Here is a 25,059-nt window from a genome sequence, read left to right as displayed (position 1 = left end):
GCAAAAAGAACCGGCATTTTCTCATGCCTCTTCTTTGCGGTTCGTCAAATGCTGCCATTGGGCTGCGACCTTATCACGCAATGTTCGCGCGCATCGTCCGACTACACTCGGACGTTCCCCCCGAGGTCCGCCATGACTCCCGCCGCCCCGCTCTTTCGCCCCGACCTGCTCGCGCGCTACGACGCGCACGGTCCGCGCTACACGTCCTATCCGACCGCCGTCCAGTTCACCGATTCCTTCGACGCCGCGCACTATCGCGAAGCCGCGAGCCAGTCCAACGCGAACGCCGATCTCTCGCTCTACTTCCACATTCCGTTCTGCGACACCGTCTGCTTCTACTGCGGCTGCAACAAGGTCGCGACGAAGAATCGCGCGCACGCTCGCCCGTACCTCGATCGCATGAAGCGCGAGCTGGCGCTGCAAGCAGCGCTTTTCGATACGTCGCGCCCGGTGACGCAGCTTCACTGGGGCGGCGGCACGCCGACTTTCCTCTCGCACGACGAGATGGCCGAGCTGATGTCCGCGACGCGCGAGCACTTCAATCTCGTTTCCGACGAGCGCGCGGAATATTCGATCGAAGTCGATCCGCGCGAGGCGTCGGCGCAAACCGTCGCGTTGCTGCGCGAACTCGGCTTCAACCGCCTGAGCCTCGGCGTGCAGGACTTCGACGAACGCGTGCAGCGCGCCGTCAATCGCATTCAGCCGCGCGAAATGACCGAAACCGTGCTCGACGCCGCGCGCGCGAACGGTTTCAAGTCGGTGAGCGTCGATCTGATCTACGGCCTGCCGCATCAGAGCGTCGAAAGCTTTTCGCGCACGCTCGACGCGATCGTCGATCTGAAACCGGATCGCGTCTCCGTGTTCGGCTACGCGCACATGCCGGCACTCTTCAAGATGCAGCGGCAGATCGACGAAAGCGCGCTGCCTTCACCGGCCGTGCGTCTCGCGATTCTCGAGCGCGTGATCGGGCGCATGAGCGACGCGGGCTACGTGTACATCGGCATGGATCATTTCGCACTGCCCGGCGACGAGCTCGCGCGCGCCTTCGAAGCCGGCACGCTCCAGCGCAACTTCCAGGGCTACAGCACGCATGCGGATTGCGATCTGATCGGCATCGGCGCGTCGTCGATCGGCAAGATCGGCGATGTCTATGCGCAGAACGCCCGCGAACTCGCCGACTATGCCGCGGCAATCGACGCGGGGCGGCTCGCCATCGCGCGCGGCGTGCGCCTGTCCGCCGACGATGCACTGCGCCGCGACGTCATCATGCGTCTCATGTGCGGCGGCGAGCTGCGCTTCGACGATGTCGCGAACGCGCACGGCATCGAATTCCCCGCCGTTTTCGCCGACGAACTCGCGCGCCTCGCGCCGATGGCCGGCGATGGCCTCATCGATCTCTCGCGCGACGCGATCCGCGTGCTGCCCGCTGGCCGCATGCTGGTGCGCAACGTCGCATCGGTATTCGACCGCTATCTGGGTCAATCGAGTCTGCGGCGCTTCTCGCGCACGATCTGAGCGGTGTTCGATCGGCGTCGGTGGCTTAGAATGACAGCCACCTTGGACGCCCCGGCTTTCGGCTGCGGCGTCCATCCACTCACTGCCGATGCGAAGCGCCGGGCATTGCCGGCTTCTCGCAGACGGCGACGCCACTGCCCGACGCCATGCCGACCACTTCGCCGCAGTTCGCCCCTCTCGCCCAACTCGCCGCCGATCTGAAAAGGGGCCGCACGACGAGCCGCGCGCTCGTCGAGACGGCGCTCGAACGGATCGCCGACCCGGCGGGCCAGGGCTCGACCGTTTTCCTGCATGTCGATGCCGATCACGCACGCGCCGCCGCCGATGCGCACGACGCGCTGCGCCGCGCCGGGACCGTGCTCTCGCCGCTCGCGGGCATTCCTGTGTCGATCAAAGATCTCTTCGATGTCGAAGGCCAGGTGACGCGCGCCGGCTCGAAGGCGCTCGCCGACAACGCGCCCGCCAGCGCCGACGCCGTGACCGTCGCGCGCCTGCGCCGTGCGGGCGCGGTGATCGTCGGGCGCACCAACATGAGCGAGTTCGCGTTCTCGGGCCTCGGGCTCAATCCGCATTACGGCACGCCGCGCTCGCCGTGGCGCGCGAACGTGCCGGGCGACGCGCGCATCGCGGGCGGCTCGTCGTCGGGTGCGGCGGCATCGGTCGCCGATGGCATGGCAGCCGTCGCGCTCGGCACCGACACCGGCGGCTCCATCCGCATTCCGGCCGCGCTGTGCGGCCTCACCGGCTTCAAGCCGACCGCGAGCCGCATCCCGAAGCAAGGCGGCGTGCCGCTGTCGAAAACGCTCGATTCGTTCGGTCCGATCGGCGTGTCGGTCGCATGCTGCGCGCTCGTCGACCGGATTCTCGCGGGGCGCGATCCCGGCGTGCCCGCGACGCGCCCGCTCGAAGGCGTGCGCCTCGGCGTGCTGACGAACTACGTCACCGACGGCGTCGAGGCGAGCGTCGCCAGCGCCGTCGCCGCGGCCGTCAATCATCTCGCGGCGGCCGGCGCGCTCGTGGAAGACGTGCGCTTTGCGCCGCTCGATCGTCTGCCGGAGATCAATCGCTATCCGCTCGTCGCGATCGAAGCGTATGCGTGGCATCGCAAGCTGATGGCCGAGCGCGGCGCCGATTACGATCCGCGCGTGCTGGCGCGCCTGCAACGCGCCGAAGCGGCGAGCGCGGCGGATTACATCGACTTGTGCGAGGCGCGCGCCGCGATGATCGAAGCCGCGCGCACGACGCTCTGGCAACGTTTCGACGCGATTCTCTGCCCGACGGTGCCGGTGCTGCCGCCGCGCATCGCCGATCTCGAATCGGATGACGACGCCTTCACGCGCACCAACGCGCTGATCCTGCGCAATCCGACCGCGTTCAATTTTCTCGATGCCTGCGCGCTCTCGCTCCCCTGCCATCCGCGCGGCGAGGCGCCCGTCGGCCTGATGCTCGCGGGCGCGCCGAACTCCGACGACACGTTGCTGTCGATCGGACGGGCGGTCGAAGCGGTGCTGGAAACGACGCGCTGAACGGGCCGGGAAACTCGGCCAATCGTCGCGGCTGATTTTGCGCACCGGGCGTTCGCGCTAGAATTCCCCGCGATCCCCGCGCAACTCAGGTGCTTCCTTCTCGAATCGTTGCGAAATAATGAACAACTCTTTACATCACTTCACGATGCATCAGGACGACCGGGTGATGCGCCGCGAGCGCCGCCTGCTCGTGCTGCTCGGTTTGGTCAGTCTCGGTCTCGTCGGCGGTGCGCTGTATCTGCAGTTCTTCCATAACGAAGATCCCTGCCCGCTTTGCATCATCCAGCGCTATTTCTTCGTGCTGATCGCGATCTTCGCGTTTCTCGGCGCGGCATTCCGCAACTGGCGCGGCATTGCGCTTTTAGAGACGCTGGTCGCGATTTCGGCGCTCGGCGGTCTCATCACCGCGATTCGCCACGTCTATGTGCAGTCGCATCCCGGCTTCAGTTGCGGCTTCGACGCGCTGCAACCGATCGTCGACGGCCTGCCGCCCGCAAGCTGGCTGCCGCAAGTGTTCAAGGTCGCCGGTCTGTGCGAAACGCCGTATCCGCCGATCCTCGGACTCTCGCTGCCGCAGTGGTCGCTGATCGCGTTCGCGCTGATCTTCGTGCTCGTCGCGGCCAGCCTGCGATTCAAGCGCAAACTGCGCTCGACCGTCCGGTAATGTGTTCCGGGCGGCCGTCCGCGCCGCCCGTCCTTCCCCGCTTCATCGCGCTTTGCGCGCTTTCTCTTTCCCGCATCAGCGCATCCGCATAATCTTGATACGTCTGCCGCAATGTTTTTGGGATATTGCGGTGTTAAGGTCGTGTCTGGATGGCGATCTACGTGCGCGCAGTCCGCTTCGCTCAAAGGCAACCGGTTTTTTTCACGGTAACGCATGAAACGAACGGAAACCGCGTAACGCGCGCCCGGTCCGCAATGTCTTCCTGAATCATGACAACGCAAACCATCCGCTTCCCTTCGGCTCTGCGCCCTATTCCTATGCGCTCGCACGCGTTTGCGTGTGCGCGCTTTTCCCGCTTTTCTCTCGCTGGCCGATGGGATGTCCATCGCCCGGTAAACTAGCGTCTGCGACGACGCAAATCCGCGCAAACCCCGCACAAACCCGATCACTTCCGGAGCTCACTCGATGCAAGTTTGGCTGAACGACCTGCAACACCTGCTCGCGCACGGCGACGCCGTCGTGCTCGTGACGGTCGCGCGTGTCGAAGGCTCCGCGCCGCGCGAGCCGGGCACGAAGATGATCGTCACCCGCGAGGACGCGCGCTACACGATCGGCGGCGGCCATCTGGAATGGAAGGCCATCGAAACCGCACGGCAAGTGCTGAAGGACGGCATGCGCAGCCCGCGCATGCGCAGACTCGAGCGTTTCGCGCTCGGCCCGAGCCTCGGCCAGTGCTGCGGCGGCGCCGTCGTGCTCGCATTCGAGCGGCTCGACGTCGCGGATCTGAACTGGGTGACGACGCTCGGCAAGCGCACCGCGCAAGGTTTATCGACCGTGCGCAGCGTTTCCTTCGCGCCGGATCCCGAGCTTCGCGATGCGGTGATGCTCTCCGATCCCGAACCGGGCGCGACCGACGCCGACTGCCTGCTGTGGGACGGCGCCGGTTTCGACGAGCGCGGCGCGCTTTTGACCGAGACCATCGCGCCGAACGACTTTCAGGTCGTGCTGTTCGGCGCGGGCCATGTCGGGGCGGCGCTGGTGCGCGTGCTCGCGACGCTGCCGTGTCACGTGACCTGGGTGGACGAGCGCGATGCGGCATTTCCCGCACCGCAGTTCGTGCCCGATAACGTGACGATCGAGCCGACCGACGCGCCCGACGAAGCTGTCGATAATGCGCCGCCCAACGCGTACTTCATCGTGATGACGCACAACCACACGGTGGATCTCGCGCTGGCCGAATGCATCCTGCGGCGCGGCGACTTTGCGTTCTTCGGCATGATCGGCTCGTTCACGAAGAAGAAGCAGTTCGAGCATCGGCTCGCGGCGCGCGGCATCGACCCGGCGCGCATCGCGCGGATGGTGTGTCCGATCGGCATCGACGGCATCGTCGACAAAGCGCCCGAAGTGATCGCCGTTGCAGCGGCAGCCCAACTGCTGCAGGCGGTCGAAGCCAACGCTTCGAGCCATGCGTCGTCGCAACAGACCGCCTGACCCACAGGCGAACTTGTAGCCCCAAAACTCAAAAGCCCAAATGAATCCCACACTCGCCGACAAGATTGCGCACGCGCCGAAAGCCGAGTTGCATATCCATATCGAAGGGTCGCTAGAGCCGGAACTGATCTTCGCGCTCGCGAAGCGCAATAACGTGAAGCTCGCGTACGACTCGATCGATGCGCTTCGCGCGGCTTACGCGTTCACCGACTTGCAGTCGTTTCTCGACATCTACTATGCGGGCGCGAGCGTGCTGCTCACGGAGCAGGATTTCTACGACATGACGATGGCCTACGTCGAACGCGCACTCGCGGATCACGTCGTGCATGCGGAAATCTTCTTCGATCCGCAAACGCACACGGAACGCGGCGTGCCGATCGAAACGGTCGTCGCGGGCATCGACGCCGCGCTCGCGGAAGGCGAAAAGCGCGGCTTGTCGAGCAAGCTGATTCTCTGCTTCCTGCGCCATCTGTCCGAAGACGACGCGCTCGCCACCTTCGACAGCGCGTTGCCGCTGTTCGACAAGTACGCACATCGGCTGATCGGCGTCGGGCTGGATTCGTCGGAACGCGGCCATCCGCCGTCGAAATTCGAGCGCGTGTTCGCGAAAGCGCGCGAACGCGGTCTGAAGCTCGTCGCGCATGCGGGCGAAGAAGGACCGCCGTCGTATGTCTACGAAGCGCTCGATCTGCTGAAAGTGGATCGCGTCGATCACGGCGTGCGCAGCATCGAGGACGCGGCGCTCGTCGCGCGTCTCGCCGATGCGCGCATCGCATTGACGGTGTGCCCGCTCTCGAACATCAAGCTCTGCGTATTCGACGACATGACGAAGCACACGCTGAAGGATCTGCTCGATCAGGGCGTCGCGGTGATGATCAATTCCGACGATCCGGCGTACTTCGGCGGCTACGTCAACGCGAATTACTTCGCGATCGTCGATGCGTTGAAGCTCACCGATCACGAGGTCTACACGCTGCTGAAAAACAGCCTCGAAGCCTCGTTCGTCACCGAAGAAGAACGCGACGCGATGGTCGCGCGCCTGGATCAGCACTGGAAGCAGTAAGCAAGCACGATGGAAACAACCGCAACAACACAACAAGACAGCACCGCGCTCGAACGATTCTTCGGCATTCGCGCGGCCGGCTCGCGCACGAAGACGGAAATCGTCGCGGGCATCACGACGTTCCTCACGGCGATGTACATCATCGTCGTCAATCCGGGCATTTTGTCGGCGGCGGGCGTGCCGTTTCCGGCGGCGCTCACCGCCACGGTCATCGTCAGCTTTCTCGGCAGCTGCGCAATGGGCCTGTATGCGCGCAATCCGGTGCTCGTCGCGCCCGGCATGGGCATGAACGCGCTTTTTGCGTTCGTCATGGTTCACGGCGGCAAGATGCCGTGGCAGACCGCGCTCGGCTGCGTGTTCTGGTCCGGCGTGATCTTCGCGATTCTCGCGGCGTTCAACGCGCGCAAGCTCGTCGTCGATGCGATTCCCGCGAATCTGCGGCACGCGGTCTCGTGCGGCATCGGACTCTTCATCAGCCTGATCGGGCTCGTGAACGCGAAGTTCGTCGTCGGCGATCCGGTGACGATCGTGCATTCGGCGTCGCTCAATCCGGTGGTCGTCACGTTTCTGATCGGCCTCGCCGTCACGACGATTCTCGTCGCGCGCAAGGTCACGGGCGCGCTGATGCTCGGCATCGTGTTCACGACGATCATCGCGATTCCGATCGGCCGCTTCTACGGCGACGGCACCGCGTACTGGCCCGCCGCCATCGCCACGAAAACGCTTGTCAACTGGAACGGCCTCTTCGCCGCGCCGGACTTTTCGGCGCTCGGGCAGCTCGATCTGATGGGCTCGCTGAAGGTCATCTACTGGCCGTTCATCTTCGTGATGCTGTTCACGTCGTTCTTCGACGCGCTGTCCACCTTCATGGCGATTTCGGAAGCCGGCAAGCTCTACGACAAGGACGGCAATCCGCGCAACATCCGCCAGTCGATGATGGTCGACTCCTTCTCCGCGCTCATTTCCGCGCCGCTCGGCACGAGCCCGGCGAACGCGTACATCGAATCGGCGGCGGGCATTTCGGCGGGCGGACGCACGGGTCTCGTCGCGGTCGTCGCCGGATTGTGCTTCCTGCCGTTCCTGTTCCTTTCGCCGCTCCTGTCGCTCGTGCCGGCGATCGCGACCGCGCCCGCGCTCGTGCTCGTCGGCGTGTTCATGATGGAAGCGATCACGAAGATCGAATGGCATCGCTTCGACGAAGCCATTCCCGCGTTCCTCGCGATGATCCTGATCCCGCTGACGTACTCGATCACCGATGGCGTCGCGTACGGCTTTCTCGCGTTCGTCGTGCTGAAGTCGGCGACCGGGCGCGCGCGTGAGATCAAGCCGGCGATGTGGATCATCGCGGCTTTCTCGTTAGTCCTGCTTTCGCAGCTTTGAACATCAGATACGGAGACGTTGCACCATGACTCAGACCGCCTACCGCGCCCAATTGCTGACCTTTCGCGAGGACCCCGCGCATGCCGCCGACGGCGCGGTGTACGAGGCCGATGGCCTCCTCGTCGTCGATGACGGCAAAGTGGTCGCGGCAGGCGCGTATGCGTCGCTGCGCGACACGCTCGCCGCCGACGCGACCGTCCACACGATGCGCGACAAGCTGATCGTGCCGGGTTTCATCGACTCGCACATCCACTATCCGCAGACGGACATGATCGCGTCGCCCGCGCCGGGCCTTTTGCCGTGGCTCAACACGTACACGTTTCCGACCGAGCGCGGCTTCGAGAATCCCGCCGTGGCGCGCGAGACGGCGAGCTTTTTCATCGACGAGCTGCTCGCGTGCGGCACGACGACCGCGCTCGTCTACTGCACGGTTCACAAGCAATCCGCCGATGCGTTCTTCACTGAAAGCGAAGCGCGCGGCACGCGCATGATCGCGGGCAAGGTGCTGATGGACCGCAACTGCCCCGAGTTTCTGCGCGACACGGCGCAATCCGGCTACGACGACAGCGCCGAACTCATCGCGCGCTGGCACGGGCGCGGCCGTCAGCAGTACGCGCTGACGCCGCGTTTCGCGCCGACATCGACAGAAGCGCAGCTCGAAGCATGCGGCGTGCTCGCGCAGAAGCACAACGACGTGTTCATCCAGACGCACGTCGCGGAAAACACCGACGAGATCAAATGGGTCGAGAGCCTGTTTCCGGGACATCGCAGCTATCTCGACATTTACGATCACTACGGCTTGCTGCGTCGCCGCGCGGTGTACGGCCACTGCATCCATCTCGACGACAAGGACCGCGCGCGCATGGCGGAAACGGGCTCGGGTGCATCGCACTGCCCGACTTCGAACCTCGTCCTCGGCAGCGGCTTGTTCGATTTCGAGAAAGCTGGCGAGTCAAACATGCCGGTCGCGCTCGCGACGGACGTCGGCGGCGGCACGTCCTTCTCCATGCTTCAGACGATGGGCGCCGCGCACAAGATCGCGCGTCTCACCGGCCATCATCTGACCGCGACGCGCATGTTCTGGCTCGCGACGACAGGCGCCGCGCAAGTGCTCGAACTCGACGACAGGATCGGCACGCTCGCGCCCGGCAGCGAGGCGGATTTCGTCGTGCTCGATCCGAACTCGACGCCGCTGCTCGCGCGCCGGACGTCGCGCACCGAATCACTGGAAGAACTGCTGTTCGCGTTCGCGCTGCTCGGCGACGATCGCGCGGTCTTCGAGACCTACGCGGCCGGCAAGCGCGTGCACGCGCGCGACACGCGCAACACGGCGAAGCTGGAACTGGCGGCCTGACGCGTTCAGGAATCCGCGCAACCGACGCCCTTCCTTCGAAGGGCGTTTTTGTATGTAGCGTCACGCAAACCGCGACGATCCACTCGACGGAATGAGCACTTTTGTTGCAATCTCGTTAAAGTGCTGGCTGTTACGTTCGCTGCTTCGCCATGATCGCTGCCCGACTCGTTCGCTTTGTTCTGCCGATGACGCTCGCGTCCCTGGCCGCGCTCGCCCACGCGGAAACGCTCGATGCGCAACTCGATTGCAAGTCGACGCCGCACGCTTTCATCGCGCCGCTGCAAGAAAACAATTTGCTGGAAAAGAAGCCGATGCGCGTCGAGCCGAACTCGATCAACGCGTTCCGCGCGGCGAAAGGCGCGACGCTGACGGCATATGGATTCAAGGTCTACGCGCTGGTGGCGTATCAGAAGGACGATCCGCTCTTCAGGCAGGGCAAGGGCGAGCCGATCGGGGATGCGGCATACGGCGCGGTCGTCTGGGGCGGCGACGCCGAAGTCGAGCAGAAAGTGCGCGCGGCGGGCAGCGACGCGGTCGTGCGCCACGTCGCGCCCTTCATCACGGCGATTTTCTGCAAGCTGTAATCAGCGCAGCAGCGTCACGAACGACGAAATCAGGCGATCCATGTCGTTCGGGTCGAGCGCGCCCATCGTCGAGATGCGGAACAGTTCCTTCGACAGGCCGCCCTGCCCCGCATAAATCACGAAGCCCTTCGCCTTGAGCGCGTCGTGCAGCGTTTCATACGTGACGCCCTTCGGCAGCCGATACGCACGCAACACCACCGACGACTCTTCCGGCGGCAACGCGCTCTCGATGCCGAGCGCAGCCAGCCCCGCGCGCACCTGTTCGGCGAGCTTCGCATAACGCTGATGCCGCGCGCGCCAGCCGCCTTCTTCCTCGAACTCGCGCAGCGCCTCGACGAGCGCGTAATACGCATGCACCGACGGCGTGAACGGCGTGTTGCGCTCGTCCTGCAGCTTCGCGAGACGCGCGATGCCGAGGTAATAGTTGCGGCTCGCGGCCTGCGCCAGCGCATCGCGACGCGCGATGACGAACGCCGCGCCCGGCACGCCGTGCAGGCACTTGTTCGCGGTCGCGGCAATCGCGGCGATGCCGCCGCCCGCGAAATCGATCGCTTCGGCGCCGAAGCTGCTCACCGCGTCGAGCAACAGACCGACGCCGCGTTCCTTGCACGCGCGCGAAAGCTGATCGATCGCGTTCAGGCGGCCGGTCGTCGTTTCGTGATGAATGATCGCGACATTGCTGAACTTCTTCGTGTCGAGCAGCCCGATGATCGCGTCGATGTCCGGCGCCTGCATCCACTCGTATTTGACGACCTCGTGATCGATCCCGTACTGCTTCGCGATCTGCGCGATGCGATCGCCATACACGCCGTTTTCCACGATGAGCAGCCGCCCGCCCTCCGGCACGAGCCCGGCGATCATGCTTTCGACCGCTGCCGTGCCCGAACCGGTCATCAGCACGGCGCTCCACACGGCCGGATCGAGCGCGTAAGCGGCGACGAGACGCTCGCGCGCTTCGTCCTGCAGATCGAAGAACTCCGGCTCGCGATGGCACAAGTCGGTTTGCAGCAGGCTCTTGCGCACGCGTTCGCTCAGCGTGACAGGGCCCGGATTGAGCAGCAGCATCATCGGCCTCCTATGTGTTGTTGCAGACGCGCGCGCACGTCCTCGGGCGTGATTTTCGGACGAGGCAAGTCGGCGGGCGTGCCGGTTCTGATCGACAGCCGCGCGAAACGCACGCCGCCGACATCCTTCGCTTCGAAGAGACGATCGATCACGCCGATGTCGTCGCCGTCGAGCGCGAGCGCATAGCCGCACGCCGATGCGATCGACGCGAAATCGACTTCGCGCGACACCGTCGCCTGGCCGCCGGTCGATTCGTGCGCGCCGTTGTCGAGCAGCAGGTGAACGAGATTCGACGGGCCGTATGCGCCGAGCGTCGCGAACGCGCCCATCCGCATGAGCGCGGCGCCGTCGCCATCGAGCGCGACGACGGTCAGATCCGGACGCGAAAGCGCGAGGCCGAGGGCCATCGGCGTGACACAGCCCATCGAGCCGACGAGATAGAGCTGATTCTCGCGGTCGTCGATCGCGTACAGCTCACGTCCGCAAAAACCGGTCGATGCGAGCACGACCGTCGCATCCTTCGGCGTCTTCGCGATGACCTTTTGCAGCGCGTCGTGGCGCGTCACGCGCTCGCCTTCGAAGCGCTGCACGCTCGCCGGATTCGCATTGACGCGCACGCCGGACAAGCCGGTTTTCTTCAGCTCGTAAGGCGCGACGCTGCCCTTTTGCATCACGAGCGCGTACGGACGGCCCGTGCGGTCCATGTAGTCGGTCGCGCGATCGAGCGCCGGGCCGATCTCGCCGGCTTCCGTGGGGAACAGCTCCCACGGGATTTCCATCGTCTCGAGCATCTGCGGCGTGATGGGGCCCATGAGCGCGTGCTGCGGCTCGTCGTGGACGCCCGGCTGGCCGCGCCACGTGACGATCAGCAATTGCGGCAGACGGAAGGTCCACGTGAGCGACGTCAGCGGGCTTACGGCATTGCCGAGACCGGAGTTCTGCATCATCGCGATGCCGCGACGCTTCTTCCCGCCGCCCAACGCGACGCCGGCGATCAGCGCGACCGCGTCGCCTTCGTTCGCCGCCGACACGTAATGCAGCGATTCGTCCTGCAACACGTAGTTGATGAACGGAGTCAGAAACGAGCACGGCACGCCCGCATACCAGTCGAAGCCTCGTTCGCGCGCCGCCTCGACAAACTGGGCGGCCTCAATCACGCGCGTTCTCCGTGCTTTCCGAGCCGATCGGCGTCTGACCGTGCGCGAAATCGCCCGCGCGACGGAAATCGTCGAGATCGTTCACGCCGCGCCAGTGGCCGTGCACGTATTGCACTTCGATTTTCTGGCCATCGGCGATCAGCGCGTTGAGAAGCGCGGCCGTGTCGAGCGTGTCGAAATCGGCGCGTTGCTGCAGCGTGCCGAGCGTTGCGAGCAGGCGTTCGCGCGCAGCGGCGCGCACCTTGACGAGGCCCATCCAGCGGCCTTGCGGCGCGCGTCCATCGGCGATCGTCTGGCCCGCGCCGACCACGCTTTCGAGCCACACTTTCTGGCCGAAGAGCGCGCGGTCGTCAGCGGTCGAGCAGTACGCGAAATCGGTTGCCGCCGCGCCCGCCTGTAGCGTCTGCGACGAATCGACGACCACGCAGAAGTCGCTGTCCGACTCGACCAGATCGCGCAGGATGTAGCTGCGGAACAGCAGGTCGCCATAGGAAATCACAGTGTCGCCGTTCATGTGCTGGACGGCGCACGCGAGCGACGCAAGTTCGCCCGTGCTTTCGTGCTTCTCGTTGACGACGAGGCGGATGCCGCCCTTCTCGATCGCATCGGCGCGATATCCGCCGACCACGGTGATGTCGTTGATGCTTTCCTTCTTGAACGCCTCGACGAGATGGCGCAGCAGCGGCTTGCCGGCGACCGGCAGCATCACCTTCGGACGCGCTTCGGTCAGCGCTTCGAGGCCCGCGCCGCGGCTCGCGGCGAGCACGATCGCGCTGCGCTTCTCGTTGGCCGCGCTCAGGTAGATGTTCTCGGCGGCGGAATATTCGTCCGCGTCCTGCAGACGGAAAATCTCGTTCACCGACGCGATGCGGTCCTCGACGTTGACGAGCGTCTCGCTGTCGTGGATTTCCTTCGCGATCGCCTGCATCGCCGAAACCGCGCCGCGAATCAGATGATTCGCCCAGATGACGCAGCTGATGCCCGCCTGACGGAACGCATCGGTGGGCGTGCTGTAGTACTTCGTCGGCACGATGACGAGCGGACCGCGCCCCGCCCATTCGCGCGCGAACGTGAGGATTTCGTCGGGCTTGGAGAGCTTGCTGTGGATGAGAATCGCATCCGCGCCCGCCTGGCGATACGCTTCGGCGCGCTTCAACGCCTCTTCCATGCCCCAGCCGGCGATCAGCGCTTCCACGCGCGCGACGATCGAAAAATTCGGATCGCTTTGCGAATCCTTGCCCGCCTTGATCTTGCCGCAGAACTCGTCGATATCCGCGAGCGGCTGCGCTTCGCCGTTGATGAAGCTGTTGGTCTTCGGAAACTGCTTGTCCTCGATGCACACGCCCGCGATGCCGCGTTGCTCGAGCTTGCGCACGAGACGCCGCACGTTGTTGAAGTTGCCGTAGCCGGTATCGCCGTCGAGCAGGATCGGCAGATCGCTTGCGTCGGCCATGAATTCGAGGTTGTCGACGACCTGCGTCCAGCTCGCTTCGTTGTTGTCGCGCACGCCGAATTGCGCGGAGATCGACAGGCCCGAGCCCCAGATCGCCTTGAAGCCGGCTTCCTTCGCGATGCGCGCCGAAATGCCGTTGTGCGCTTCCATCAGGAATTCGAGGCGGTTGCTTTGCAGCATTTCGCGCAGGCGCAGCGTGCGCGAGTAGCCAACCGGGATTTGCGTGGGTGCGTTCATTGTTGCGAGGCTCCTGCAAACTGACGCAGCGCGTTGAGCGACGGCAACACTTCGTCCGCGGCGCGCTTCACGTCGTTCTGAAAATCGATTTCGATCCACGGCGCGCCGGTCACATCGGCGATATCGAACGCGTGGGACTTTTCCAGCAACAGGTCGCGCACCGCTTCTTCGTGCGGCATCTTCGCGCGGCCCGTCGCGACATAATCGGCGCAGATTTCGGCGAGGCGCGTGGCCGTCGCGTGATCGAAGCGGAAGAAGCCGACAGATTCGCCGATCGTGTCGTACTTCAGCCCCGCCGCGACCTGCTTGCGCAGTTCGACCGGCACGCCGTTCTCGACGCACAGCTTCACCGGCTCGTCGCCGGCTTCGAAATCGCGATCGATCAGCAGACGATTCAACGAGCCGCCCGCGACGAGCGGCTCGAAGATGCGTTCGTCGTAGAGCACGTCGGCGTCCATCAGGAGGACGTCGCCGCCGCGCGTCATCGCGTCGCGCGCGGTGTGCACGGACAGCACGCTGCCGAGCGTGAATTCGTCGTTGACGACGATTTCCGTCTTCGGCTTCCAGTCGATCGCCGCAAGCTCCGCCTCGATCTGCTCGCTCTTGAAGCCGGTCACGAAGACGACTTCATCGACGTTCGCGGCTTTCAGAAAGTGCAGATGGCGTTCGAGCAACGATGCATCACCAAAGCGCAGCAGACACTTCGGCTTTTGCTGGCCTTCGGGCTGAACGAGGCGCAAGCCCATCCCGGCCGCAAGAATAATTGCGCGCATGCTTGTGTTCCCTTCGTGGGTGGGTCAGTCGATATCCGGCACGCGCGCGAGACGGCGGCGCTGCCAGCCTTTTTCAACGAAATGCAGATAGACGATGCCCGGCACGCCGAGCAGCAGTTCGCGCGCGCGCTTCGCAAGCGACAGCGCGAGCGCCGCTTCCGGCGGCAAGCCGACCAGACGCGCAAGCAGCAGATAGCCGCCTTCCTGCACGCCGAGCGAGCCGGGAATGGCGAAGGCCGCGCCGCGAATCGCCTGGCCGAGACTTTCGAGCAGCAACGCTTCCGCCCAGCCGACCGGATGGCCGAGCAGATGCAGCGCAAGCCACACTTCGCCCGTGCCGACGATCCAGCCGACGAGACTCAGCCCGAAGCTCGCCGCGACCTTGCCGCGCTCGCGATACATCTCGTGGACGGCGGCGTCGACGGCTTCGGCGCGCGTGACGAGCGACGACCAGTCGCGCTTCGCCGAGAACTTCGCGGCGATGCCGGACGCAAAGCGCATCGCGCGGCCGAAGAGACCGCGCCGCTGCGCGAGATAGAAACCGAAGATCATCAGACCGATCACGCCGATCACCGCGAGCACGGCGATCGTGACCGTCGATGACGAGCCGCCCGCCGCATAGCCTGTCAGCAGCACGACGCCGATCAGCGCGAAGATCAGTTGCGCGACGGTCTGCATCGTCGTGCTGACGGTGATGACGGCGGCCGCGTCGCGCGCGCGCATGCCGCGCTGCGCGAGATAGCGGACCATCAGCATCGGCCCGCCGATCTGGCCCGCGGGCATCAGGCTATTGACCGATTCGCCGGCCCAGCGCGCGAGCAAGGCGTCGCGCAGGGACACGTCGCGTTCCTTGCGGGAGAAGAGCACGCTGATCGCGCCGGCATCGACGACGAGCGGCACGAAGTGAAACGCCGCGACCGCGATCAATCCCCAGCCCGCCGCGGCCAGCGTCGATGCAACCGAACCGAAGCCTTGCCAGCCGAGCAGCGCGATGAACAGCACCACGCCGACCGACAGCAGGAATGTGCCCGCGCGGCTCATGCCTGTCCGTTCTTGCCGCCCTTGCGGCGAAAGACCTGCCTGAATCCGAAATACGCGATCGAGTCTTTCATGTTCGAGATGAAGCGCTGAAACGGACGCATGTTCGGGTTCGTCACGTACTCGAACGTGAGCGACACGCGCATCTCGTTTTCGCCGAGCGGCGTGACGCGATGGCGCAGCTTGTCGCCGTCGAAAAACACGAACGCGCCGGGCGGATATTGCACGGAGCCCGGCTGATCGGGAACCGCCGGATTCTTCGTGTGCAGTTCGTAATCGAGCTTGCAGGACGAATCGTCGATCACGCCGAGCAGGAGCGTGTAGCGGCGGCCATCGTAATACGACGTGTCGTAATGCCAGCCGATGTGGTCGCCGGGCTTCGTGTAAAAGTAAAGCGCGTAGGCGTGAGGATCGTCCTCCGGCGAGAGTTGCAGCTTGTCGCCGGTGATCGATTCCAGCCACTTGATGAGCGCTTCCGATCGATACAGGTCGGCGATGAACGGCGCGAGCTTGTCGAGCGTGTGACGGCTCACGCTGCCGCCCGCCTTGTGCCCCGGCAGATAGTTGCGGTTCACGGACGGCATCACGTCGTGCACGGCGGCGATCAGCCGCTCGGTGTAGTCGCGCGGCAGGAAGTCTTCGATATAGAGAAACGAGCCTTGCTGGCCGTACTCGTCGCGCAGCTTCGGCGTCTGCAGCGCGGCGAGGCGCGCGTTCATCGTCGAATCGATATCGCGTTTCGACGGGCGCGCGGTCGTCGCCGTCTGCGCCGGTTGTGTCAGCGTGCTCTCCGGAGTTGCCGTATCGCTCATCTCACCGCCTGGAAATCTTTGTCGTCTTTTGCATGCGTGGCCTGCGCGCGGCGTTTCGTCTGCGCGACGACGCGCTGATAGTCCACCGCCACATAAATGGCGAAGAGCGGCGCGCCGATCGCCGCGGCGATCAGAAACGGCGTCATGCCGTTCAGAATGGTCACGAGCGGAAGCAGATACAGCACGTCTTCCGTTTCGAATCCGGCCAACGACGCCTGTTTCGTGCCCGACTTGCCGATCATCGATTCGATACGCATGCGCAGGAAAAAGATCAGCGCAACCGCCACGCCCGCCATGCCGCCGAGCCATTGCGCGGGCACGATCATCGACGGATGATGCACGGCCACGTAAAACCCGATGCCGAGGAACAGCAGCACGGTCACGAGCGCATCGCACGCGAGATCGTAGAAATGGCCGATCTTGCTCGACTGGCCGCTGATGCGCGCGAGTTCGCCGTCGGTGTGATCGACGAAATTCGACAGCGCGATGAGAAGCGCGCCGAGCGTGCACATCCAGAACTGGCCGAGCGACAGATACCACGCTCCAGCCAAGCCGATGGCGAGGCGCAGCGTGGTCAGATGGTTGGGCGTTACCGGCGTGCCGACGAGCGGCGTGACGAGACGGCGTGCGAGCCGCGCATCCCATGTGGTGGGCTCGGGAACGGCTTCAGGATTGGGCGGACACGATTTTGTCATCCCGGGAATATATCGCTAATTGACCGAAGCTGCATATATTGCGGCCCGGCGCCGCCGCGATATTTCCCTGTTTAGTCAAGGGCGGCGGGCGTGTTTGAAACATTTCCCGAAGCCGTAAAAGGCAATGCTCACTGCGCATGACGGCAAAAAATTCCGATGCCGTTTTCGCGTCGATGCGACGGCCCGATCAATCGACGGTTTTCGCTGCGGGCGCGGGTGCGACGCTGCGCTCGTTCGGTCCGGCCGACGCGGCCGTCTCGTTCGACATGCCGCCGCTCTTGTCCACCGGTAGCGTCACCGTTCGGACCGTGCCGTTACCGAGCGGAAAGTCCGCCAGCGCGCTGCGCACGAGATACGGCATCGCCTGATACAGCGACGGATCGCCCGTCGCGTTCACCGCCGTCACCTTGTACGTCTCGCGGCCGGTCTTGCGGTCGTTCATGCGGATCTGCAGCGCGTGGGTATAGACCGGATAGCTCTGATCGACGTAACCCGTCGCGCCCCACGAACCGTACGGCCCCCACCCGCCCCACGGTCCGCCCCAATATGGGCCGGCGCCCCACGGACCGTACATCGGCCACGGATCGTAGTAGACCGGTTGACGCACGGTCACCATGTCGCCGCGAACCGAATAGGCGATCGCGATCTGATAGTTCGCGCTCGCCTCGGGCGCCTGACGGAAGTTGTACTTCGCGAGTTCGTTGGCGACGAGCGCCTCGTAGGTCGTCTGCTCGATGCTGTTCTGCTGCTCGCTCTTGCGCGTGAACGCGTAGGTGCGGGTCGCGTCGCTGCCGCTCCAGTCGGAGAACGCAGTGACCTGCGTCTGCACGTAGGTCGTGCAGCCGGCGAGCCACATCGCCGCCAGCATCAGCGGCCATGTGACGAGCGTCCTGATCGGGAATTTCATGGTCGTCCTCACTTCGTTCAGCACCCTTCTCCGTTATAGACAGCACCGCCTTGCGTCGCATGGCGGCGTCCTTGTTTTGTGGGGTCCACGACGCGTGGCGCCGCCCGATTCACGATCGCCGGGCGGCTTGTACAATGATTCGACCAGGCGCGCACGCGTTGGTGCGCTAAAGCGCACGCGCGAGACGCCGGCGCCGTTCAATCCAAACATGAAGATCTTGCCATGTCTACCACGACCGCATCCGCTGTGATTCGCCGCCAGGACTACACGCCGCCCGCGTTCCTGATCGATTCCGTCGCGCTCGAATTCGACCTCGTGCCATCGCGCACGGTCGTGAAGAACACGATGAAGCTGCGGCGCAACCCCGACGCCCAAGGCGACGCATCGCGCCTCGAACTGATGGGCGAGCAGCTCGAATTCGTGAGCGCGGCGATCGACGGCGTCGCGCACGCGGATGTCCGCGTCAATGAAAACGGACTGTCCATCGGCAGTATTCCCGCGGATGCTTTCGAGCTTAGCATCGAGAGCATCTGCAATCCGGCCGAGAACACGACGCTCTCCGGACTTTACGTCTCCAGTGGCAACTTCTTCACGCAGTGCGAAGCCGAGGGCTTTCGGCGCATCACCTACTTCCTCGATCGCCCGGATGTGATGGCTACCTACACCGTCACGCTGCGCGCCGACAAGACCGCGTGTCCGGTGCTGCTGTCGAACGGCAATCTGATCGAGGAAGGCGATCTGCCCGATGGCCGCCACTTCGCCAAATGGGAAGATCCGTTCAAGAAGCCGAGTTATCTGTTCGCGCTCGTCGCGGGCAAGCTCGTGTGCATCGAGGAACGCATCGAATCGGGCTCGGGCAAGGAAAAGCTGCTGCAAGTCTGGGTCGAGCCGCACGATCTCGACAAGACCCGTCACGCGATGGATTCGCTCATCAACTCGATCCGCTGGGACGAGAAGCGCTTCGGCCTCGAGCTCGATCTGGACCGCTTCATGATCGTCGCGGTGAGCGACTTCAACATGGGCGCGATGGAGAACAAGGGCCTCAACATCTTCAATACGAAGTATGTGCTCGCAAACCCGGAAACCGCGACGGACACCGACTTCTCCAACATCGAGGCCGTGGTCGGCCACGAGTACTTCCATAACTGGACCGGCAATCGCGTGACCTGCCGCGACTGGTTCCAGTTGAGCCTGAAGGAAGGCCTGACCGTGTTTCGCGATCAGGAATTTTCCGCCGATATGGCCGCCGGCGACGTCGAGGGCGCGGCGAGCGCCGCCGCGCGCGCGACCAAGCGCATCGAGGACGTGCGCGTGCTGCGTCAAATGCAGTTCGCCGAGGACGCCGGCCCGATGGCGCATCCGGTGCGCCCGGAAAGCTACGTCGAGATCAACAACTTCTACACGATGACCGTCTACGAAAAAGGCTCGGAAGTCGTGCGGATGTATCAGACGCTTTTCGGTCGCGACGGCTTCCGCCGCGGCATGGACCTGTATTTCAAGCGGTTCGACGGCCAGGCCGTGACCTGCGACGACTTCCGCCAGGCGCTCGCCGACGCGAATCATCGCGATCTCGCGCAATTCGAGCGCTGGTACAGCCAGGCGGGCACGCCGCGCGTGTCGGTGCGCGCAAATTACGACGCCGGGACGAAGCGCTACACGCTGACGCTCACGCAGGGTTACGGCGACGGGTCGGAAGCTGCGCGCGAAACGCAGAAGGGGCCGCTGCTGATTCCGTTCTCGGTCGGCCTGATCGGCCAGAACGGCGCGGACTTGCCGCTGCGCCTCGAAGGCGAGAAGGAACCGAACGGCACGACGCGCGTGCTCGAATTCACGGAGCGCGAGCAGTCGTTCACTTTCGTCGACGTGAACGAGGCGCCGCTGCCGTCGCTGCTGCGCAATTTCTCCGCGCCGGTGATCGTCGAATACGACTATACGAACGATGAACTCGCGTTCCTGCTCGCGCACGACAGCGATCCGTTCAACCGCTGGGAAGCCGGCCAGCGGCTCGCCACGCGCGAGTTGCTGGCGCTCGCCGAGCGCGCGGCCAAGGGCGAGGCGCTCGCCATCGACGATCAGGTGATCGCCGCGTTCGCCCGCGTGCTCGACGACACCACGCTCACGCCCGCCTTCCGCGAGCTCGCGCTGATGCTGCCGTCGGAGAGCTATCTGGCCGAGCAGATGACCGTGTCCGATCCCGCCGCCGTCCACGCTGCGCGCGTGTTCATGAGCCGCCGTCTCGCGTCGCAAATGCGCGACAAATGGCTCGTGACGTACGAAGCGAACCGCACGCCGGGCGAATATCGTCCGACGCCGGAAGACGCGGGCAAGCGCGGCCTGAAGAACCTCGCGCTCGCCTATCTCAGCCAGCTCGACGATCCGCGCGGCGCCGTCAAGCTCGCGCAGGCGCAGTACGACGCCGCCAACAACATGACCGACCGCTCGGCGGCGCTTTCCGCGCTGCTGCTTGCGAGCGCGACCAAGGGCGCGGATGCGACCGTCGCGGACGCGGCGCTCGCGGACTTCTATCGCCGCTTCGAGAACGAGGCGCTCGTCATCGACAAGTGGTTCGCGCTTCAGGCGACGCAGCGCGGCGGCCCGGATCGCAAGGTGATCGAGATCGTGCGCAAGCTGATGCAGCATCCGGCGTTCAACATCAAGAATCCGAATCGCGCGCGCTCGCTGATCTTCAGCTTCTGCAGCGGCAATCCCGCGCAATTCCACGCCGCCGACGGCTCCGGCTACGCGTTCTGGGCCGAACAGGTAATCGCGCTCGACGCGCTCAATCCGCAGGTCGCGGCGCGGCTCGCACGCGGGCTCGAACTGTGGCGCCGCTTCACGCCGCAGTTGCGCGAGAAGATGCACGCGGCGTTGAGCGACGTCGCCGCGAAGGCGAAATCGCGCGACGTTCGCGAGGTCGTCGAAAAGGCGCTCGCTGCTTAAGCGCTGTTTCGTCGGGAGTTTCTGGTGTTTAGCGGCCGCCGCGCGAGAACCTCGCGCGGCGGCCGTTCTCGCTTATGGCGGATGCAGGCGGTCGCTGTCACATGGAGCGGCCGGGTCGAGCGGTTAGAATCGTGAATATTCGTCTAACGCTCACGGAGCCTAAGCATGTCCTCCATTTCCAGCCGCACCACGCTCTCGAAGTATCTGATCGAGCAGCAGCGTGAACATCAGAACCTGCCTGCCGACTTGCGTCTGTTGATCGAAGTCGTCGCGCGTGCCTGCAAGCAGATCAGCTATCACGTCAGCAAGGGCGCCCTAGGCGAGGCGCTCGGCTCGGCAGGCAGCGAGAACGTCCAGGGCGAAGTGCAGAAGAAGCTCGACGTGCTTTCGAACGAAATCCTGCTCGAAGCCAACGAATGGGGCGGCAATCTGGCCGCGATGGCATCGGAAGAAATGGAAAAGATCTTCCCGATTCCGAATCGCTACCCGAAGGGCAACTATCTGCTGACGTTCGATCCGCTCGACGGCTCGTCGAACATCGACGTGAACGTGTCGATCGGCACGATCTTTTCGGTGCTGCGTTGCCCGGACGGCGCCGATCCGAGCGAAGCGGCGTTCATGCAGCCGGGTTCGCAGCAGGTCGCGGCGGGCTATGCGGTGTACGGTCCGCAAACCGTCCTCGTGTTGACGACCGGCCACGGCGTGAACTGCTTCACGCTCGATCGCGAGCTCGGCTCTTGGGTGCTCACGCAGCGCGACATGAAAATCCCCGTCGAGACCCGCGAATACGCGATCAACGCGTCGAACAGCCGTCACTGGTATGAGCCGGTGCAGCGCTACATCGGCGAGCTGAACGACGGCAAGGACGGCCCGCGCAAGGAAGACTTCAACATGCGCTGGATCGCATCGATGGTCGCGGACGTGCATCGCATTCTGAATCGCGGCGGCATCTTCATGTATCCGGCCGACAAGCGCGATCCGTCGAAGCCCGGCAAGCTGCGTCTGATGTACGAGGCTAACCCGATGTCGTTCATCGTCGAGCAGGCGGGCGGCGCCGCGACCAACGGCGAACAGCGCATCCTCGATATCGTTCCGACGAGCCTGCATCAGCGCGTCGCCGTGTTCCTCGGCTCGAAGAGCGAGGTCGATCGCGTGACGCGCTACCACGTCGAAAAGAAAAATTGATCTAAGGTATTGCCAAAGCCAGAAAGGCTCTGCATAATCTCACTTCTTCGTTGCTGACGAACTAAACGAACGCAAAAAACGAAGAAAAAATTCGGAGCCGGAATAGCTCAGACGGTAGAGCAGCGCATTCGTAATGCGAAGGTCGGGGGTTCGATTCCTCTTTCCGGCACCACAAGAATTCAGGCAGTTCTAAAAACCCGCGATCACGCATGTGTCGCGGGTTTTTGCTTTTTGCGCCGCGTTTCTCGAAACCCCCGCAATCTTTCGCAATTTCGCAACGATCGCCATCGCGACAACAGGTTTGCGATTCGAACCGAAAATCGGCTTCAGCGATTTCACATTCGGCAGCACCCGCGCGCCTGATTCGTCTTATATGTGCGCTTTCGTACAACAACGAGCCATTTTCCGCTGCGCACCATGAAGCGTCAACGCTGGTTTCCCGGTATCGTTATATCCATAGAGGAAAAGCTACAGTTTAAGTACGCGCTGATGCCTTTCGGGGTAGAGCCCAAGCTGGATGCGGCTCGCGGGGCGGCAGTCGCGACGCGATAAAACGTAGTTTTTGCCGCAACGAATACAGCGGCCGGCAATCAATTACCGAAGCGATTCCGGTCCCGACACGAACGATCATGCGTTCGTGATGAAACGCGCCGATTCGGCTCAAGCAGAAGCGGTGGCGATCCGATAACGCATCTATGGAAGGAACCGTAATCGGCAATTCGGCTGCATGCGGCGGCGCAATAGCCGCATGGACCGTGTTAGCGCAATTGTTGTAGTCATTCAGGAGAGAAATCATGGACGCAAAACCGACGAAAATCCCGACGCCCGACAAGGTGCTTTGTCCGGATCCGGAACCGGTTGGCGTCGAGTTTCTCGCGACGGAGCTGCCCGAGCATGTGCGCGCGTTCTTCGACGAACAGCGCGACTCGGCGCAGTCGAAGTAGGCGGACCCGCTGGATCACGCCGTCGTCGTGAGAACGACGCCCGCCGCGCGCGGCGCACTCGGACCATCCGGTCCGCACATGGCTCACGCCAGGACGCGTCGCGCCTCTCGTTCATGACCGCATCGGGGCGGGTCGTGCGCTACGGCTCGCCTCGTGAAATCCCCTCCGCCAGTTGGCTGCCGTCGTTCCCGTTTGACCGCGGTGCGCTATTCTGGCGCTTTTGCCCGGATACCGATGCGCCGCCGATCGCCCCCTTCTCTCCTCGCCTCCGCCGCGTTCGCCTGTGCGCTTGCGTTCGCCGCGCCCTCTTCCGTGCATGCAGACGGCGACGACACTCCGTTCACCAACCTCATCGCCCTCGTCTCCCAACGGCTCGCACTCGCGGAGCCGGTCGCGCGCTGGAAGTGGGCGCATCACGAGCCGATCACCGATGCGCCGCGCGAAGAAGCGTTGCTCAAGCACGTCGAGGAAAAGGCCGGCGCCGCGCAGGTCGATCCCGAATTCGCGCGTCAGTTCTTTCGCGATCAGATCGAAGCCAGCAAGGATGTGCAGAACGCGCTCTTCGCGAACTGGCGCGCGCTGAAAGCTGCGCCGGAAGAAGCGCCGCCCGATCTCGCCAAGGACACGCGTCCGAAGCTCGATCGGCTGACGCAGTCGCTCGTCTCGGCGCTCGCGCATGTCGAGCCGATCCGCCATGCCGAAGACTGCCCCGTGCGGCTCGCGGAAAGCGTCGCGCGATGGAAGCATCTGACGCGCTACAACTCGTCGATGAACGCGCCGCTCATGCGCGCGCTGTCGCACGTCTGCGCGTCGGGCGGCGTGGGCGCGGTCGGGTGACGGCGCGTCAGATGGCGGACGCGAGCGTTGCGGCGACAAGCGGTGTCGCGACGAGACCGCGCGCGAGACGCTCGCTCAGAATTCGATAAGTGGACAGCTCGAACGCGGGAGAATCCGCGCTTGCGCGCAGCGCGCCGGCTTCCTCGAGCGTGCCGGCCGTGCCGAGATAGCGCCAGTTGTCGATGACATGCCACGCGCGTTGCCCCGATGCCGCATCGCACTCTTCGATCGCGATAGCACCCGCATACGGCCAAGGCGCGCCGCGAACGTCGCCGGAACGCGACTTCGGCGCGCGGTTGTGCGCTGGACGCGCGCTCGCGATCCATTGCGCCTCGGCCAGCAATGCCCCGATTTCGCCGCCCGTCGCCTTCCATTCGAGACGACGCACCAGCGCGGCGAGACGCAGATCCTTCGCCGAGCGCCGCGGGCCGACGAGATGCGAACGCACACGCTGACGCAAGCGCACGCTGCGGCCAGCGTAGAGCGGCGCGTCGTCGTCGCCATAAAACATGTAGACGCCGCAGCCCGAAACGATCTGCTCGATCGTGTCCTCGTCGATGTGCGCGGCGAGCTGGAACCGGCGCGTCACGCGTTCGAGATGCGTGCGCATCACATCCGGCGCATGCGCGCGATGCAGGTGCTGCCAGAATTGCCACAGCAAATCGGCATCGGCGAGCGCACGATGCCGCGCCGCCGGCACGAGCGCGTGGCGCGCGACGAGCGCATCGAGACCGTGACGGCTTTCCGCCGGATAAACGGCGCGGGAAAGCTGTACCGTGCACAGCACGTCGGGCGCGAAGCGAAGGTCCACGCGCCGGAATTCGTCCTTCAGAAAGCTGTGGTCGAAGTGTGCGTTGTGCGCGATGAAAAGGCGGCCCTTCATGCGGTCGAGCAAGCCGGACGCCAGCTGCTCGAACGTCGGAGCCTCGCGCACCATTGCATCGGTGATGCCCGTCAACTGTTGCACGAACGAAGGAATCGGCCGCTGCGGATTGACGAGCGATGTCCACTGCGACACGCCCGCCGGCCCGACTTCGACAACGCCGATTTCGGTGATTCGGTCCACGCCGAATGTGCCGCCGGTCGTTTCGAGATCGACGAAGACGATGGGTTCGGAGGGATAAGCGTAGCTTGCGGACGGATCGGGATGCATCGTGAACGGCGAGAGACGGCGGGATGCGCCTTGGATGGAGCGAATGCTGGATTGCCCATTCTAACGCAGCCGGAAGCGGCGGACTTTTACCGGAACAGTCGGTGGGCGGGACGAGTCGGCTTTTTTGGCTAGTTTTTGCTTCAGTTAAAACCACACCATTTTGATAGTTTCCCATTAAGCCGATGCTGAATTTAACGCATCGCAATGGCGGATAACCCTTAAAAGCATTTCCGGATTATCAAGGATACGAGTTTGCGGCCGTCGCGGCTCGCTGAGCCGCAGGAAG

The 25,059-nt window shown here is 64.3% G+C and carries 21 protein-coding genes and 1 tRNA gene; 13 read left to right on the top strand and 9 right to left on the bottom strand.

Annotation, left to right across the window (positions count from 1 at the left end; translation table 11 throughout):
* Nucleotides 1-132: 132 nt before the first annotated feature.
* The 8 genes from hemN (at nucleotide 133) to QCE58_RS04980 (ending at nucleotide 9,577) form a co-directional block, all read left to right on the top strand.
* Nucleotides 133-1,515 (top strand): oxygen-independent coproporphyrinogen III oxidase, encoded by a 1,383-nt coding sequence (gene hemN, locus QCE58_RS05015; protein WP_250439320.1) that lies wholly within the window; start codon nucleotides 133-135, stop codon nucleotides 1,513-1,515.
* Nucleotides 1,516-1,661: 146 nt separating this feature from the next.
* Nucleotides 1,662-3,041, top strand: a complete 1,380-nt coding sequence (locus QCE58_RS05010) for an amidase (protein WP_250480376.1) — start codon at nucleotides 1,662-1,664, stop codon at nucleotides 3,039-3,041.
* 145 nt (nucleotides 3,042-3,186) lie between these two features.
* Nucleotides 3,187-3,705, top strand: coding sequence for a disulfide bond formation protein B (locus tag QCE58_RS05005; protein ID WP_033536679.1), 519 nt, complete (start codon nucleotides 3,187-3,189; stop codon nucleotides 3,703-3,705).
* Between the two features lie 465 nt (nucleotides 3,706-4,170).
* A complete protein-coding gene (gene xdhC, locus QCE58_RS05000) occupies nucleotides 4,171-5,196 on the top strand; it encodes a xanthine dehydrogenase accessory protein XdhC (RefSeq protein WP_008350887.1) in 1,026 nt (341 codons plus the stop codon).
* 40 nt (nucleotides 5,197-5,236) lie between these two features.
* Nucleotides 5,237-6,259 carry an adenosine deaminase gene (locus QCE58_RS04995; protein WP_008350888.1) on the top strand — a complete coding sequence of 341 codons (1,023 nt, stop codon included), beginning with the start codon at nucleotides 5,237-5,239 and terminating at the stop codon, nucleotides 6,257-6,259.
* Between the two features lie 9 nt (nucleotides 6,260-6,268).
* The gene (locus tag QCE58_RS04990; RefSeq protein ID WP_008350890.1) at nucleotides 6,269-7,639 is read left to right on the top strand and encodes an NCS2 family permease; all 1,371 of its coding nucleotides are present in this window, start codon (nucleotides 6,269-6,271) and stop codon (nucleotides 7,637-7,639) included.
* A 25-nt stretch (nucleotides 7,640-7,664) separates the two neighbouring features.
* Nucleotides 7,665-8,993 carry a guanine deaminase gene (gene guaD / locus QCE58_RS04985; RefSeq protein ID WP_309779257.1) on the top strand — a complete coding sequence of 443 codons (1,329 nt, stop codon included), beginning with the start codon at nucleotides 7,665-7,667 and terminating at the stop codon, nucleotides 8,991-8,993.
* 149 nt (nucleotides 8,994-9,142) lie between these two features.
* Nucleotides 9,143-9,577, top strand: a complete 435-nt coding sequence (locus QCE58_RS04980; RefSeq protein WP_250520995.1) for a hypothetical protein — start codon at nucleotides 9,143-9,145, stop codon at nucleotides 9,575-9,577.
* Here the strand turns inward: QCE58_RS04980 and QCE58_RS04975 are convergent, their stop codons facing one another.
* The 8 genes from QCE58_RS04975 to QCE58_RS04940 all read right to left on the bottom strand — a co-directional run bounded on the left by QCE58_RS04975 (nucleotide 9,578) and on the right by QCE58_RS04940 (nucleotide 17,714).
* Entirely contained in the window at nucleotides 9,578-10,642 is a 1,065-nt protein-coding gene (locus QCE58_RS04975; protein WP_250521015.1) for a 2-aminoethylphosphonate aminotransferase, read from the bottom strand.
* Nucleotides 10,642-11,799: a phosphonopyruvate decarboxylase gene (aepY, locus tag QCE58_RS04970; RefSeq protein WP_008350898.1), complete on the bottom strand. Its 1,158-nt coding sequence runs from the start codon at nucleotides 11,797-11,799 to the stop codon at nucleotides 10,642-10,644. The genes QCE58_RS04975 and aepY overlap by 1 nt, the downstream gene beginning before the upstream one ends.
* On the bottom strand, nucleotides 11,792-13,489 hold the full coding sequence (aepX, locus tag QCE58_RS04965; RefSeq protein ID WP_008350901.1) for a phosphoenolpyruvate mutase: 1,698 nt from the start codon (nucleotides 13,487-13,489) through the stop codon (nucleotides 11,792-11,794). The genes aepY and aepX overlap by 8 nt, the downstream gene beginning before the upstream one ends.
* Nucleotides 13,486-14,262, bottom strand: a complete 777-nt coding sequence (locus QCE58_RS04960) for an NTP transferase domain-containing protein (protein ID WP_008350902.1) — start codon at nucleotides 14,260-14,262, stop codon at nucleotides 13,486-13,488. Before QCE58_RS04960 ends, aepX begins: the two co-directional genes overlap by 4 nt.
* A 24-nt stretch (nucleotides 14,263-14,286) precedes the next feature.
* Nucleotides 14,287-15,303: a flippase-like domain-containing protein gene (locus tag QCE58_RS04955; RefSeq protein ID WP_175981772.1), complete on the bottom strand. Its 1,017-nt coding sequence runs from the start codon at nucleotides 15,301-15,303 to the stop codon at nucleotides 14,287-14,289.
* On the bottom strand, nucleotides 15,300-16,112 hold the full coding sequence (locus tag QCE58_RS04950) for a 2OG-Fe(II) oxygenase (protein ID WP_008350907.1): 813 nt from the start codon (nucleotides 16,110-16,112) through the stop codon (nucleotides 15,300-15,302). Before QCE58_RS04950 ends, QCE58_RS04955 begins: the two co-directional genes overlap by 4 nt.
* Nucleotides 16,109-16,807: a CDP-alcohol phosphatidyltransferase family protein gene (locus QCE58_RS04945; protein ID WP_008350908.1), complete on the bottom strand. Its 699-nt coding sequence runs from the start codon at nucleotides 16,805-16,807 to the stop codon at nucleotides 16,109-16,111. Before QCE58_RS04945 ends, QCE58_RS04950 begins: the two co-directional genes overlap by 4 nt.
* Nucleotides 16,808-16,994: 187 nt before the next feature.
* Nucleotides 16,995-17,714, bottom strand: a complete 720-nt coding sequence (locus tag QCE58_RS04940) for a DUF4136 domain-containing protein (RefSeq protein ID WP_250520994.1) — start codon at nucleotides 17,712-17,714, stop codon at nucleotides 16,995-16,997.
* Nucleotides 17,715-17,936: 222 nt separating this feature from the next.
* Here QCE58_RS04940 and pepN point away from each other — a divergent pair, with 222 nt between their 5' ends.
* The 5 genes from pepN (at nucleotide 17,937) to QCE58_RS04915 (ending at nucleotide 23,620) form a co-directional block, all read left to right on the top strand.
* The gene (gene pepN, locus QCE58_RS04935) at nucleotides 17,937-20,654 is read left to right on the top strand and encodes an aminopeptidase N (protein ID WP_250520993.1); all 2,718 of its coding nucleotides are present in this window, start codon (nucleotides 17,937-17,939) and stop codon (nucleotides 20,652-20,654) included.
* A 165-nt stretch (nucleotides 20,655-20,819) separates the two neighbouring features.
* The gene (locus QCE58_RS04930; protein ID WP_008350914.1) at nucleotides 20,820-21,839 is read left to right on the top strand and encodes a class 1 fructose-bisphosphatase; all 1,020 of its coding nucleotides are present in this window, start codon (nucleotides 20,820-20,822) and stop codon (nucleotides 21,837-21,839) included.
* Between the two features lie 96 nt (nucleotides 21,840-21,935).
* Nucleotides 21,936-22,011, top strand: a tRNA-Thr gene (locus tag QCE58_RS04925).
* A 622-nt stretch (nucleotides 22,012-22,633) separates the two neighbouring features.
* A complete protein-coding gene (locus tag QCE58_RS04920; protein WP_008350916.1) occupies nucleotides 22,634-22,783 on the top strand; it encodes a hypothetical protein in 150 nt (49 codons plus the stop codon).
* Between the two features lie 234 nt (nucleotides 22,784-23,017).
* Nucleotides 23,018-23,620: a chorismate mutase gene (locus QCE58_RS04915; RefSeq protein WP_008350918.1), complete on the top strand. Its 603-nt coding sequence runs from the start codon at nucleotides 23,018-23,020 to the stop codon at nucleotides 23,618-23,620.
* Nucleotides 23,621-23,627: 7 nt separating this feature from the next.
* On the opposite strand, the gene QCE58_RS04910 is transcribed toward QCE58_RS04915, so the two are convergent.
* Nucleotides 23,628-24,773 carry an exonuclease domain-containing protein gene (locus QCE58_RS04910; RefSeq protein WP_008350920.1) on the bottom strand — a complete coding sequence of 382 codons (1,146 nt, stop codon included), beginning with the start codon at nucleotides 24,771-24,773 and terminating at the stop codon, nucleotides 23,628-23,630.
* Between the last annotated feature and the right edge of the window lie 286 nt (nucleotides 24,774-25,059).

The sequence above is a fragment of the Caballeronia sp. LZ028 genome, assembly GCF_031451415.1.
Taxonomy (GTDB): Bacteria; Pseudomonadota; Gammaproteobacteria; order Burkholderiales; family Burkholderiaceae; genus Caballeronia; species Caballeronia zhejiangensis.
This window is presented reverse-complemented; position numbering and strand designations above follow the sequence as displayed.